A 13,674-nucleotide genomic window follows, 5' to 3' on the forward strand; every position below is an offset into this window, starting at 1 on the left:
AAAACCACGTAAAACGGCAGTTTTATAGCAATCTGGTGCGTATTTGAGCGTTTAATTTGCGTTTTTGAAATACCCAATTGCAAAATGCAATTGCGATTTGCAACTTTAGAGTGTTTATTCGTTTTTCGGGTTTGTGTTCTTTCTGGCGACGAATGGTGAAATAAACAAAAAGCCCGTGCGATCTAAGAGCGCACGGGCTTGGGTATTGTTTCACCAATAGGAAGTATTAGATGGAGTAGAAGAAGTACAGTTGAGACTTCATTCTAATGATGATCCCGCGTATTACGTCTAGGAACGCCATAAAGCTGATAGGCTTCTCACCGCTTACCCACGCTAATCCGACAGAGCCAACAGGAATATCGTAACCCTCTGCCTCATCAATTTTTAAACGAACAAAGTGGTGCTTGTTCTGAAGGTTTTTGCCTGTGGTAACACGAACCTGCTCATCGATACCCAGCAAACTTGCTTGCGCTTCACCAGTGGCTTCTACAATGCCTTCTACGGTTGCAGAGAACACTTTTCCTGGGTATACCGCTGTCGCAAATTCCGCAGGTTGACCGACCTTAATATTACGAATCGCTTGGTGGTTAACTCGCATCAGCACGTACTTCTCTTCGGTATACATCTGGATACGAGGCATCATTGAAACACGCTGACCTTCACGAAGAATAAAGTTCGTTACAAAGCCGTCAGTCGGTGCCGTGAATTTGGTGCTGTTCAAGTCCCATTGTGCTTGTGCCAGTGTTGCCTTTGCTGAATCGACCTCAGTTTGCTTCTTGCTCACATTGGTTTCAGCTTTGTGGATGTTCAACTTCGCATTCTCTGCATCGACTTCTTTCTTGCTAAGCTGAGATTCCAATGTCGTAACGTTATACGTCGCTAAGTCTACCTTTGCTGTTTGTTGGTCGATGTCAGTTTCAGTGATCGTATGTTCTACCACTTTGTTTTGCTTCTGGTAACGATCAAGCGTCTTTGACTGCAGTACTAAGTCTGTTTTAGCCGAATCTATTTGTGCGACTGAAGCTTTGATGTCTTCAAGCGCCGATTGATAGCTGACTTTTGCAATGCTCACTTCTTGACGAGCTGTGTCTAAAGCGACCTCTGCAGACTCAAGTTGAACGCTGGCTTTGTCTCTTGCGATGACATATTTAGTGTCATCAATTTCGTAAATTAGCTGTCCTTCAGTCACATCCTGGTTTGGGTCGATGTGGACTTTGGAAGTTTTTCCCGACACATTAGTTGAATCGGGACGCAGCTGAATATGTGGAGACTGAACCACTGAGCCTCCCGATAGATCCATCGGAGTAAAATTGAGTAGGCCAACCCATACAAACAGCAACCAAGATGTACCCCCTAGGTACGCAAACGCCTTGGTGCCTTTGTTCCAAGGCATACCAACAAGTCTGAGTAAGTAAATGAACAGTGCCCAAATTGCCAAGCCTTCTAACATGTTTGGCTCTCCTCATCTTGCTTGTCGGAAGTTGTTTGCTCCTTGGTTGTGGTCGGTGACTTCCATGTGTCTCTTAGATTGATGATGGCTTTTTCCATATCAACGAAGGCCAAAATTACTGCTAGTACCCATACCCAGTGCCATACAAAACCAATCCATGTTAATGCGGTGATCAAACCGAGTTGTTGATGCTCTTTACTGTGAGCCTTGTTGATTGGTAATTCATGCACACGCCAGAAGCCGTAACATGCAGCAGCGATGGTTGCGACTAACACTACGCCTGCAACTACGTGTAGTGCGGTATCTGCGCCTGTTCCGACAAATGGGACACTAACTAAACTCATTGATATACCCTAGGTTAAATTGAGCACCGAGTGTTATTGATATCAGATTTAGAAGTTAATAATTTACCAATTACTTTAATAATGATGTCATTATGATTTGATCTGTAATAGTGACTTCTAAGTATGGTGGCTAATGAACAATTGTAACTTCTTAAGAGCATTGGGTATTTTGGGTATTTACCAATACGCAACGACTAATAAGGCTGTGAATACTGAGCAATTAGGTATTCCTAAATCGGTGTTTAATAACCCGATGAACCTTATCCCCGTAAGTGAAGTGGACAAATGGTATGGCTTACTTGAACAACAAACCGGTGATTCCGATATTATCTTGAAGCTGGCTGATAGAGTGGATATTGAAAGGCTAGGTCCTCTCTCTAACTGGTTTTTCTCGGGGCACGATCTGGCGTCGTCTATACGCCGAGTTAACATCGGGTTGCACTGTTTGCAGTCCGGGGCTTTTCTATATGGCGCTCAAGTCGGTAATTTCATCAAATGGTGCTACGACAATCCTGCTTATACTGAGGTGGGTAAAGTTCATGACTCAATTCGAGTTGCCATCTTTATGATGAAGATATTAAGGCGTTACTTGGGAGACGACTTTACTCCCGCAGCCGTCTCTATCGCAGGTTATCGCGAGAACACTCAACTCTATCAAGAGTATTTTGGGTGCAATATTCAGTGGGGCCAGCCACGAACTGAAATCTGGATACCAAGCCAGTCGAGGTTATCGAGCAATCAAGCCCCTTCTAGCGACAAGATGAGCTTGGCAATGAACTTTCATGACTTAGATAATTACCTCAACATGCCTGATGCCGCGGATGAGCATAAGGTGACCTATGAGATGATCAATTACAGTCGCCATTTCGGCCTGCCAACACTGCATAAAGTGTCGAGTTTGCTTGGGTTATCTGAACAGCAATTTCAACGTCGATTGCATAACTTAGGCATCAACTTTTCTACCATTATGGGCTATGCGTTAAGTAATGTGGCGGTGGAGTTGTTGATGTATTCAGTGCCAATAGATAAAGTCGCGACGAGGCTCGGCTATACCAATGTCGCGAGCTTTAATCGGATGTTTAAGAAACATCGAGGTTTGACACCCAAGCAATATGTTGAGCGCCTAAAAACTGGCCTGTAACTATTCAGAGCTAACTTATGGTTCGTTTATGGATCAGGCTGGACAAGTAAACCATCCCCCAAGTACTCAAAATGAAAGGGGCGGTGAGTGGTAACAGTGACAGTTCATGAAAACCAAGTGTGATGAGACAGCTTAACAGCATGCCTAATAGGATTAACGGCCAACGGATTCGCGGATAGGGCACAAGTGCTAAAGTGGCAAGAATGGCGTTGTACCCGTAAAGACCTTGGGCTACCAGTTCGTTAGAAGCGCCAATCAACCCGCTAAATACGGTGCTAATTATTACTGCGAGCATAACCCAAATGGCATGCTTGATATTGTTGAGTGCGATGGCGACTAAGATAACGAGCCCCGACAACGCATTTTCGATGAAGCTGACTTGGCTTATCCCTTTTAACAACGGGATCACCACTGTCGGCAGGTTGAACCACGAGTTAGCCTCAATACTGATGAGTGGCATCAGTGCGGAATCAGGTGCAGAAAACGCTGACAGCTCAAAGGTTGATTGGATAATATAAATCAGCCAAGTGGTGAGGATAAAGGCGCTAGTGTAACCGCGATATTTCTCAAAACTGAATACGATGTGGGCAATCGGCACCGTGAGTAATGCACCTAACGCAGTCACTAAAGCCAATAATGGTGTCACACCAAAAAAGTTACCGATAAATAAACCAATCAAAGCGCCATTTAGCGCGTACATTCCACTATCAATGTCGTCAACTGACTTGTTGGTGTTGGTGTTGGTGTTGGTGTACATATAGCCATAGAAAGCTAATGCATAGCTGCAACTGGCGCCAAGTAAGGTAAGAAAAGCCAGCGCCAGTGACTCAATAGAAATGGCAAGCAACAGCAAAGTCGACGTCATGATAGACGGTGTGAAATAGACTTGCCCAATGCCATTGAGCAAGCCTTGAAACGGCAGAATATCCTTGTTCGTTTTCATCGTCTGATTACATTATTGAGTCATGTTAAATTTTTGTAATTCAGATTGTATACAATTTTATCAAGTTCACCATCTTCGAGTGTTAATTCTGATACCAGCGTTCACCATAAGCTTGTTGGTAATCTGGTGTTTCAATGATGCCTTCTTGTTCTGGAACGGTTTCTAACGGCCCAACAACAGTTCTATAGGGTAATACGCCAGCCCAAACTGGAATGTCCATATCGGCTTTATCATCATTCACTCCATGTTTACCAATCTTCACGGAAGCTTCTGTTAAAGGTATCGCCAACAACTCGGTCGCAGTGAGTTCTTTTTCATTACTGAGCCTCACTTCATCGGTTCTGCCCGGTGCGATTTGCTCAATAAAGATATTCAACAAGCGATCCTTTTCTTGATTGTCATCGATGACTGAAAATGACCCCAATACCACAGCAGAACGATAATGCGCACTATGATGAAATGCCGAACGAGCCAGCACCCAACCATCGAACAAGGTGAACGTTAAACAGGTTGGTTCTCCCTTTTTTAGTCCTTTTAGTAGGCGACTGTTTTTAGCTCCATGAATGTAGACTATATCACCCACTCGCCACGCGAGCATCGGGATGACCATTGGTCCTTGTTCGCCCTGCAATGCAATGTGTGCGATTAAGCTCTCATCAATAATTTGGTGCAGTTTCTCTTGTTCAAATACGGCTTTGTGAGCCCCTTTTTTAATCGTGGTTCTTTTCGTGTTAGATAACATAATCGCTCCTTAATCATTGCCTTTTGATTAATGTAGCGATTAACTGGTCTATTAAATAGAGCCACTTTTAAACACTATTTGGATCCAGTTGTGCAGCCTATCGATGTCGGTGATCTACAGTTAGACGAACAACACGGCACGCGTCAAACCGCCTTGTTCCACGCGATAAGAGAGAAGATCGTTCAAGATTTATGGAGCAAGGGCAGTAAGTTACCTTCAACACGTAAGTTGGCTGTCGAGTTATCGGTGAGTCGAAATACGGTGATTTATGCGTACGAACAACTGGTTACTGAAGGCTATATCGAGAGTAAGCAAGGCTCAGGGTTTTATGTCTCGGTTGAACAACCAGAACACTTTCTAAGTTTGTCTAAGCCAAACAGTGTTCAGGATCCGAAGGTCAAACAAACAGTCAGTAAACCGAGTACAAACATAGCGACACCTAACGACATTAACCGCAGCTTTGCCCCAGGAGTTCCTGACTTAGATGCGTTCCCTTTTGCGAAATGGCAGAGGTTGCTGCAACGTCACTCTACACGTCAGAACATTGCGGGCAATCAAGAGGTTCAGGGAAGCTCAGCCTTGAGGGGAGCGTTGAGTGGGTATCTTGCAAGCAGTCGTTCCGTTCATTGTAATGCCGACAGAATCATCATCACCGCAGGTGCGCAGCAAGCCATCTCAATCGGATTAATGGCAACGTTAGCGATGGGCGACAAAATCCTCGTGGAGGAACCCGGTTATCGACAAGTACATAAAATTATCGATCTGTTGAGACTAGAGTTAGAAGGTGTAAGTGTGCGTGAAAAGGTGGGGTTGGATATTGAGAAAGTGTTGGCCAGTAATGCTAAGGCTCTGTATGTCACACCGAGTAACCAATACCCAATGGGCACGACTTTAAATACTGAGCAGCGCCTTAAACTGATCGATTGGGCCAATCAACATCAGTCATGGATCATTGAAGATGACTATGACAGTGAGTTCCAGTTTGCTCATCGCCCTTATACCTGCATGCAAGGGTTGGCGGGAAAGTTGGGGTTCGATGATCGCATCATCTATGTCGGCTCTCTGAGTAAGGTTATGTTCAATGGCCTTCGATTAGGGTACTTAGTGGTACCAGAAAGTCTGGTGGCGAAGTGTCTTGAGATCAAAGACGCGCTTACTGGAGACACGGCGTCCCACACACAGGAAGCTTTGGCGGATTTTGTTCGAGAAGGCGACTTGCTGCGTCATATTAGAAAGATGCGTCGGTCATACAAACTCAAGTATGAAGCGATGATAGAAGCGATTGAAAGCGAGTTTAACGGTGATCTTGAAGTGATCAGTCAGGCGGCAGGACTACATGTAACGGTGAAGTGGTACAAAGGAATATCTGAACATGAGTGGAGCCGCAGAGCAGAGCTTGAAAATATCATCATTCGTCCGTTTGATTTTTATGAATACGGTTCGAGTGATGCTCGTGATTGGAGTGGGGCGGTGCTGGGTTTTGGAAATATACGTTTGGCTGAGATAAAGCCGAAGATCAAACAGATCGCTCGGCTATTTTATCAGTGATATTGGTAGAGTTTGCTTACAACTTGTCGGTAGAAACAGTGGGCTTACCCAACCATTTTCGCCAAGGGAGTGACAATGTCACAAAAATAGTCATGGCATAGAGCATCGACCAACTTAAACAGATAAACACTAAGGTACATATGACCAATGAGAGCATGGCTGTGTATCTAGATGCACCTGTCAGTAATCGGCAAGCCGCTAACATAGCAAGCAAATAAACCAGAACAAAAATACCATTGGCGAGCTTGAGAAAGAACTCAAGGTCCAAATTAGACAGTTCACCAATCACACACGAGATAAGCGCGATAAATCCAATAGCTAATGTTGGGTAAAGTGGTACGCCGCGGCTGTTCAGTTGAGCCATTCTACTTGTAGGAGTGTGTTGGCGAGCTTGAGCCCAGATCATTCGTGATAGGCTTTGTGTGTAAAGGTTGAGACTGGCAAAGCAAGCAAAGAAACCTAGCACACTGATGACGGTTTTGAAGCCATTACCAAACAGTTGTTCTGTTACCCAAGGGATGGATGCGGCATCGAATTCAGGTGAACCGTAAGCCCCCAGTTTAAGAATCACCACTGAACAAGCCCAGTACACTAACCCCGCAACAAAACAGCCTGCAATGATGGCGATTGGGAAGTCACGTTGTGGATTTTTGAATTCCTCTCCCATGTGAGCAAAAGCTTCTATTCCGACAAAGCACCAAAACATGACAGCCAACGCAGCGCCGATAGACCACACCGAATCGGACGAGATGGTTGGAAGAGAAACATCGGCTGCCGTGATGTCGGCTTTCCAAACAAAAGCGCTGACTAAGGCAAAAATCGACAATGCGATCACGGTTTGTAGTCGGCCAGAAGATTTACTGCCCATCAAATTGACGGCAATAAGCAGGGCGACGGTAAAGGATTGAGCGCCAAGTGGTGTGTCGAGGGGGGCGGGTAACAATTGTTGAGCAAACCCACCTGCTAGTGCAATGGCCGCTGGAATACCGACAGGAATAACACTCACAAACAACCACGCCACGCTGGTTTCTAATCGCTCGCTAAATGCCTGACGCACAAAGTAAGCAGTACCACCTGCATTCGGGTAGCGTTTTCCTAATGCTGCAAAGGTCAGTGCAATCGGGCAAATAGCGATAAACAGGATTAACCAAGCAAGAAGAGACAACTGTCCTGCAATGCCTGCTGCGATCGCAGGGATCATAAATAATCCCGTGCCTAGCAAGGTCGTCGAGAGTTGTCCGATTCCTGAAATAAGCGTGATTTCTTGTTTGAGTTGTGTCATTCGCTCTCCTAGCTATTTGATTCTGGTCACGGTCTTCCAGTAACTTTCTTCTGGTGTGTGAGAAGTTATGATTGAGAGCATACATTGTTGACATCAATAATACAGCTAGCGAAACGTCGTAAGACACCGTCATTTTAACGGTATTAATCCGATTCAGCGTGAAAGTGTCGGCTGTCAGAATGGCTGTTATAAGTAGGAAAGTTGTGTCAAATTAGGCGTTATAAATAGAACAATAAATGGAAAGAATCAGAAGCATGGATAAATTTGATCGCCAGATTTTGGATATTCTCAAAACCAATGCACGATGCTCAGTGAGCGATATCGCCCGAGATGTCAGTCTCTCGCGCTCGGCAGTGAACGCCAGAATCAAGAAACTGGAAAGCGACAAAGTGATTACGGGCTACTGCGCTCAAGTGGCAGAACCCAACCAAACGAAGAATGTGTGCGCTTATATCTTGTTGAAGTTCGACATGTCGAGTAGTGACCATAGTTGTGAGTCTTACGCGAAACAAATTCAGAGTATCGATGAGGTGCAATGGTGCCACTCTATTAGCGGTGAGACCGACATGATGCTGTACGTGGAAGTGGAAAGCATGGAGAGCCTGAACCGAGTTCGCGATCAGCTGCAAAGTTACCCGGATCTTCGCCACTTAATGACTCATACGGTTTTGACCGAGTTTTTCAACAAACAGAATGCGACGGTGCATTCATGTTAGGCAATATCAACTTAAACCTGCTGCGTTCACTGCATGTACTTCTTGAAGAGTGTCATGTGAGCCGTGCCGCCCAACGTTTGCATATCACACAATCCGCGGTGAGCCGCCAGCTCAGCCAGTTACGAGATTTGTGTGGTGACCCTTTACTGGTCCGTGACGGCAACAAACTGGTGCCGACCAACCGTGCATTGCTACTCAAAGGCAAACTCGACGACCTGCTTGGCGAGTTTGACCACCTGTTAGATGATAAACCCTTCGAGCCGCAAGACTGGCAAGGTGAATTGGTGTTGTCCTCGAGTGATTATGTCGCTCAGTATATTCTTCCTGTGATTGTGGCAGAGGTGTCTGCTGAAGCGCCGAACATCAATTTGGCTTATCGCCTGTGGCAGCCAAACTACCTTGAAGCACTGAACGAGTCGGGTATTCACTTGGCTTCCAGTATGTTTCCCACAAAGCCTGAACATGTTTCAAGCATCAAACTTGGCGAAGATAAGTCGGTGTGTTTGATGCGCAAGTCGCACCCATTGGCTCAGCAAGCGGTTTTAAGTGCAGAAGATATTGTTCACTATTCTCACATCAAAGTGACGGGTGGTGGAGATAAAGACAGCTACGCGGACATAGCATTGAAGAAGCAAGGGCTGAAGCGAAGAGTAGCTTTGCAGGTCCCGTTCTTTTCATCCGCAGGTACTGTGTTAATGCAAGACGACTACTTGATGATCGTGCCAGAACATATCGCCTATAACCTAGGTCGACACCTCGATACTACCTACTTTTCGTTGCCATTTGATACGGAAATGCATACCTATTGGTTAATGTGGCACCCTAAATATGACAACGACTCTGCCCACAAATGGGCGCGAGAAAAAGCACTCCAAGCCATGCAAAAGTCGAGTTACAATATCAGTATGACTTGAAATCATAGGTGTGATGATAATCTTTGATTTCAAATAATACCTCCTGCGAATTATGGTAAGTGCCAAGTATTGAGTATTAAGCGTAGAGCGTGCAGCTGGAACGCTTTATTTTATTAGGAATGGAATGATGACAGTAACAATTTGGTTTTCTTTATTAGCGATTTGCTTGTTGGGTGCAATGTCTCCGGGCCCAAGCTTGGCGATGATCGCTAAACACAGTTTGGCTGGTGGCCGTATGAACGGGCTTATCGCAGCTTGGTCACACGCTGCTGGCATCGGTATTTATGCGTTCGCAACCATTGTTGGTTTAGCTGTTGTGCTTGAGCAATCCCCAATGTTGTTTAAAGGTATTAGTTTAGCGGGTGCTGCTTATCTGCTTTATCTCGGCGTAAACGCGTTGCGTTCGAAAGGTGGTGTTGCCGCGAAATTAGAAGCAGGTGAGAAGATGAGTTACATGCAGTCTGCTCGTGAGGCTTTCTTGATCTCTATCTTGAGCCCAAAGATCGCGTTGTTCTTCATCGCTCTGTTTAGCCAATTTGTTGCGCTAGGTAATGAACTGACCAATCAGGTTATCATTGTCTCAACACCGCTGATTGTCGACGGTCTTTGGTACACCTTTATCACCTTGGTACTGTCTAGCCCGTTGATTGTTGAACGTATTCGCTCGAAAGCTCAGTTGATTGATCGACTATCTGGCGTGGTGTTGATCTTGCTTGCTGTTCGCGTGGTGTGGACGATATAGCAGTGCGTGATAAGAATAAGTAACTAGGGTCTGTTAACTTTTAGTGGTTAAATTTTGTTCGAGATAGAATCGTTTTAGGCGCGGCAAGGAGTATGTAGCCTAGTCATTCTAAGTTAATACTTCTTAACAAAGCATAAAACGATTCTAGCCGAACCCTTCGGGCAGCCTTTGTGGTTCATTTCTACTGCGTTATCGGCTTCTCATATAGGCTAGCTACACTTCAAAGCCTCTGCCTTGTAGAAATTTCCCACAAAGTGCTGCAAAAATCAGCTCTAAAGGTCAACAGACCTTAGACGTTCACCAGAAACGACACTCATTAAAAAGGCTCACTAGAGGTTATCTAGTGAGCCTTTTTGAGTTCTATGGATTGGTTTCGAAAGGCTTGAGCGTATTAGCCTTCAGAGTTCAGCACGGCATCTAACTTCGCCATCGAGTCTGAGAAGTAGGGGTTGTAGGTCAAACGCGCATGGTTCTTCCCTTCTTCACGATAGCCCCAAGCTGAATACCAAACCTCACTGGTTGCGTTACATTGTTCTTCAAAGCCTTCTGCCTGACCATTGGAGCAAATCTTCTCGCTACCATTGATTCCGTAATAAGGGTTATTTGGTGAGAACAGTAAGCCCATGTGAGAGCCGTTCGAGATACGTTGCTCTGGAATTTTCATGCTGTACTGAACAGCGCGAGGATCCTCGAGAGTCGTCTCTCCTTGCCAAACCAACACATTGTTTGGATTCGGCATTGATTCAGTAAAGGCTTGCTGAACGTAGTTGGTATCAATCACGCTGTCGCCTTCACTCATCATAATAAACACTGGTTTGTCGAAGTGTTTATCTTGTAAGTCATCACGTACGACTTCTGATGTCTCGTAGTAAACCGAGGCTCCGTTCATTGGCAACGAGTTGTAACGCAACACATTGTCTTCAGGATCTTGATCAGCCCAAGTGACAAAGTAGCTTGCTAGCCCTGCGTATTGAACAGCAGACGAGCTTGGTTGAAACGCAGGAGAGAACAACAGTAACCCAGAGATCTTAGGATCGTTCATCGCCTCTGAAGTCACGAGGTTCGCGCCGGTTGAATAGCCGCCTAGCCAAACAGAATCATACTCTTGCTCAAGTAACTTCGTATGATGAGCTACCACACCTTGCCAATCTTCTAGGCTCGGCTGCATTAAATCACCCACGCGACTGCCGTGACCCGGAAGTAATACGGTTCTCACTAAGTAACCTTGCTCTGCCAAATGCGTAGCGATGTCTTTAAATGAATAAGGTGAGTCGCCTAATCCATGAACCAATAACACCGCCTTACCGTTTGGCGAGGTTGGTTGATACTCGGTTGGTGAATTGAGTTGGATCTCGAGTTGCTTGTCTTCCGTCATGAACACACGGTTTTTCAATAACCAATCTTGGGTGTCATTAACGTAGGCATCGAAGCTGTCTTGCTGATAGCTAGGTAAGTCTGGAGATGTTTCGTAAGCGGGTATCGGTGTCTCGTTGGAACAACCAACGAGACTTAAAGTCGTTAAGGCCAGCAGTGCTAGCAGGGGCTTTCTTTGCATTATGTAATTTTGTCTCTGTTGTGCTTTCACTATGTCTGAAACTAAAGTTTAGGTTACTTTTTGCTTGAAAGATCTTCGTATTCACCTTCAATAACACCGGCATCATTGGTTGATGACTGACGAGTGTTCATATGTGCTGCGAAACCTTGTTTCTTCATTTGATTCTGAATGCGCTTGCCAGTAATTAAAGCTGCAATAGCTAAAGGAATAGCAAGGATCAAGCTTGTGAATAACGCCAAAAGGCCAGTAAACAATGCAACAATCGTAACTAATATATTTTTCATATTCATTCCTCTTTTTCTATGTTGTTACTTTATCGCTTCTATTCTGAACGAAACATGAACGTCGTTAATAAATCTCAGAGAGTCACTATGACACGGATGTGTGCTGTTAGGGAGTTTATATGTAGTCATAATCACGCACTAAAAATATGGAATAAAACTAAGTTAAATAAAATCAATAACTTAAAGGTTGGCACGCTTAATGCTCTATAGGGTTTGGAATAAGTCACTGTAAGCAAAGTACTTACAGTTAATAAAAATTACTGGAGCCCTTATATGTTTTGTATTCAATGTGAACAAACAATTCAAACCCCAACCGTAAAAGGCTGTTCTTTCGCACAAGGCATGTGTGGAAAAACGTCTGAAGTATCCGACCTTCAAGACGTGTTGGTGCATTCTCTTCAAGGTGTTTCTTTTTGGGCCAATTTGGGCCGTGCGTGTGATGTTATTGATACTGAAATCGACGAGTGGGCGCCAAAAGCGTTTTTCGCAACATTAACCAACGTTAACTTCGACCCTGCTCGTATCATTGAATTTGCACAGCAATCTCATGAATTTAAGCAGCGCTTAGAACAACAGGTTCGCGCGGCAGCGACATTGATTGGTTTTGAGATCCCAGCGCTTTCTGCTGCTGCTCAATTCGACCTTCCAACGGACTCTTCAGAGCTATTGGCGCTTGCCCCTCAAGCGGCGGTAAACCGTGGTCACGACTCTCAACACGAAGATGTGATTGGTCTTCGCCTTCTTTGTCTTTACGGGTTAAAAGGTGCAGCAGCTTACATGGAGCACGCACGTGTTCTTGGTCAAACTGACAATGCTATCTTTGCTGAATACCATGAAATCATGGCTTTCCTAGGTACGGATCCATCAGACCTAAAACAACTGTTAGATACGTCTATGCAGATTGGCTTGATGAACTACAAAGTCATGGAAATGCTGGATAAAGGCGAGACAGATACATTTGGTCACCCTCAACCAACAACTGTGAATGTGAAGACGAAGCAAGGTCACTGTATCCTTGTTTCTGGTCACGACCTGCATGATCTAAAAAAGATCCTTCAACAAACGGAAGGCAAGGGCATTAACGTTTACACCAACGGTGAGATGCTACCTGCACACGGCTACCCTGAACTAAACAAATATCCACACCTTGCGGGTAACTACGGTAGTGCTTGGCAGAACCAGCAAAAAGAATTTGCGAACTTCCCAGGTGCGATCGTAATGACATCGAACTGTCTGCTTAATCCTGATGTGGGCTCATACGCTGACCGCCTATTTACGCGTAGCATTGTAGGCTGGCCGGGTGTTGCTCACCTTGAAGGTGACGATTTCAGTGCAGTAATTGATTGTGCTCTTGCGCAAGAAGGCTTTAAGCATGACGAGATCGAGCAAATGATCACTGTCGGCTTTGGTCGTAATGCTTTGATGGAAGCTGCGCCTGCGGTTGTTGAACAAGTGAAAGAAGGCAACATCAAGCACTTCTTCCTTGTGGGTGGTTGTGATGGCGACAAATCTGAACGTAGCTACTACACAGATTTCACAGCTCAAGCACCAGAAGATTCAGTAATCCTGACATTGGCGTGTGGTAAATTCCGTTTCAACAAAAACCAATTCGGTGACATTAACGGTATTCCACGTCTGCTCGATGTTGGTCAATGTAACGATGCTTACTCAGCGATTCAGCTTGCTCTTGCGCTGTCGCAAGAGTTTGATTGTGGCATCAACGAACTACCGCTAACACTGGTTCTTTCTTGGTTCGAGCAAAAAGCGATCGTTATCCTGCTTACTCTGTTTGCTCTTGGTGTGAAAGGCATTTACACAGGGCCAACAGCACCTGCTTTCCTAACAGAGAACCTACTAAAGATTATTCAAGACGAGTTCGACATGCGTTCTATCTCAACGCCAGAGCAAGATCTTAAAACAATCTTAGCGGCTTAATCTAAGCCCACTCCCAAGCCCCGTTGTTGCTGTTCTCTAGGAACGTGCAGCGGCGGGGCTTTTTAGATTTAATTCTTT

The 13,674-nt window shown here is 45.0% G+C and carries 13 protein-coding genes; 6 read left to right on the forward strand and 7 right to left on the reverse strand.

The window, feature by feature from the left end; all coding sequences use genetic code 11:
- Window positions 1-226: 226 nt before the first annotated feature.
- Window positions 227-1,450 (reverse strand): HlyD family secretion protein, encoded by a 1,224-nt coding sequence (locus tag AB4507_RS06360; protein ID WP_372182415.1) that lies wholly within the window; start codon window positions 1,448-1,450, stop codon window positions 227-229.
- Window positions 1,444-1,794, reverse strand: a complete 351-nt coding sequence (locus tag AB4507_RS06365) for an MFS transporter (protein WP_017066493.1) — start codon at window positions 1,792-1,794, stop codon at window positions 1,444-1,446. The genes AB4507_RS06360 and AB4507_RS06365 overlap by 7 nt, the downstream gene beginning before the upstream one ends.
- Before the next feature lie 133 nt (window positions 1,795-1,927).
- Between AB4507_RS06365 and AB4507_RS06370 the strand changes: the two genes are divergently transcribed.
- A complete protein-coding gene (locus tag AB4507_RS06370) occupies window positions 1,928-2,935 on the forward strand; it encodes an AraC family transcriptional regulator ligand-binding domain-containing protein (protein ID WP_372182416.1) in 1,008 nt (335 codons plus the stop codon).
- 10 nt (window positions 2,936-2,945) lie between these two features.
- Here AB4507_RS06370 and AB4507_RS06375 read toward each other — a convergent pair whose 3' ends face one another.
- Together AB4507_RS06375 and AB4507_RS06380 are read right to left on the reverse strand one after the other, a co-directional pair.
- Window positions 2,946-3,878, reverse strand: coding sequence for an urea transporter (locus AB4507_RS06375; RefSeq protein WP_017064860.1), 933 nt, complete (start codon window positions 3,876-3,878; stop codon window positions 2,946-2,948).
- Window positions 3,879-3,960: 82 nt separating this feature from the next.
- Complete coding sequence (locus tag AB4507_RS06380; RefSeq protein WP_017061784.1) at window positions 3,961-4,620, reverse strand: pyridoxamine 5'-phosphate oxidase family protein; 660 nt, start codon at window positions 4,618-4,620, stop codon at window positions 3,961-3,963.
- Between the two features lie 90 nt (window positions 4,621-4,710).
- Here AB4507_RS06380 and AB4507_RS06385 point away from each other — a divergent pair, with 90 nt between their 5' ends.
- The gene (locus AB4507_RS06385) at window positions 4,711-6,168 is read left to right on the forward strand and encodes a PLP-dependent aminotransferase family protein (RefSeq protein ID WP_372182417.1); all 1,458 of its coding nucleotides are present in this window, start codon (window positions 4,711-4,713) and stop codon (window positions 6,166-6,168) included.
- Between the two features lie 16 nt (window positions 6,169-6,184).
- Here AB4507_RS06385 and yjeH read toward each other — a convergent pair whose 3' ends face one another.
- Window positions 6,185-7,450: an L-methionine/branched-chain amino acid transporter gene (gene yjeH, locus AB4507_RS06390; protein WP_372182418.1), complete on the reverse strand. Its 1,266-nt coding sequence runs from the start codon at window positions 7,448-7,450 to the stop codon at window positions 6,185-6,187.
- 254 nt (window positions 7,451-7,704) lie between these two features.
- Between yjeH and AB4507_RS06395 the strand changes: the two genes are divergently transcribed.
- The 3 genes from AB4507_RS06395 to AB4507_RS06405 all read left to right on the forward strand — a co-directional run bounded on the left by AB4507_RS06395 (window position 7,705) and on the right by AB4507_RS06405 (window position 9,822).
- The gene (locus AB4507_RS06395; RefSeq protein WP_017061781.1) at window positions 7,705-8,166 is read left to right on the forward strand and encodes an Lrp/AsnC family transcriptional regulator; all 462 of its coding nucleotides are present in this window, start codon (window positions 7,705-7,707) and stop codon (window positions 8,164-8,166) included.
- Window positions 8,160-9,080, forward strand: coding sequence for a LysR family transcriptional regulator (locus tag AB4507_RS06400; protein ID WP_372182419.1), 921 nt, complete (start codon window positions 8,160-8,162; stop codon window positions 9,078-9,080). Before AB4507_RS06395 ends, AB4507_RS06400 begins: the two co-directional genes overlap by 7 nt.
- Before the next feature lie 127 nt (window positions 9,081-9,207).
- Window positions 9,208-9,822: a LysE family translocator gene (locus AB4507_RS06405; protein WP_017061779.1), complete on the forward strand. Its 615-nt coding sequence runs from the start codon at window positions 9,208-9,210 to the stop codon at window positions 9,820-9,822.
- Between the two features lie 391 nt (window positions 9,823-10,213).
- On the opposite strand, the gene AB4507_RS06410 is transcribed toward AB4507_RS06405, so the two are convergent.
- Both AB4507_RS06410 and AB4507_RS06415 read right to left on the reverse strand, forming a co-directional pair.
- On the reverse strand, window positions 10,214-11,377 hold the full coding sequence (locus tag AB4507_RS06410; RefSeq protein ID WP_372182420.1) for an alpha/beta hydrolase: 1,164 nt from the start codon (window positions 11,375-11,377) through the stop codon (window positions 10,214-10,216).
- Between the two features lie 53 nt (window positions 11,378-11,430).
- Window positions 11,431-11,661, reverse strand: coding sequence for a hypothetical protein (locus AB4507_RS06415; protein ID WP_017061777.1), 231 nt, complete (start codon window positions 11,659-11,661; stop codon window positions 11,431-11,433).
- A 273-nt stretch (window positions 11,662-11,934) separates the two neighbouring features.
- On the opposite strand from AB4507_RS06415, the gene hcp reads away from it, so the two are divergent.
- Window positions 11,935-13,596 (forward strand): hydroxylamine reductase, encoded by a 1,662-nt coding sequence (gene hcp, locus AB4507_RS06420; protein WP_372182421.1) that lies wholly within the window; start codon window positions 11,935-11,937, stop codon window positions 13,594-13,596.
- Window positions 13,597-13,674 lie beyond the last annotated feature (78 nt).

The sequence above is a fragment of the Vibrio sp. 10N.222.54.A3 genome (assembly GCF_041474095.1).
Lineage (GTDB): Bacteria > Pseudomonadota > Gammaproteobacteria > Enterobacterales > Vibrionaceae > Vibrio > Vibrio crassostreae_C.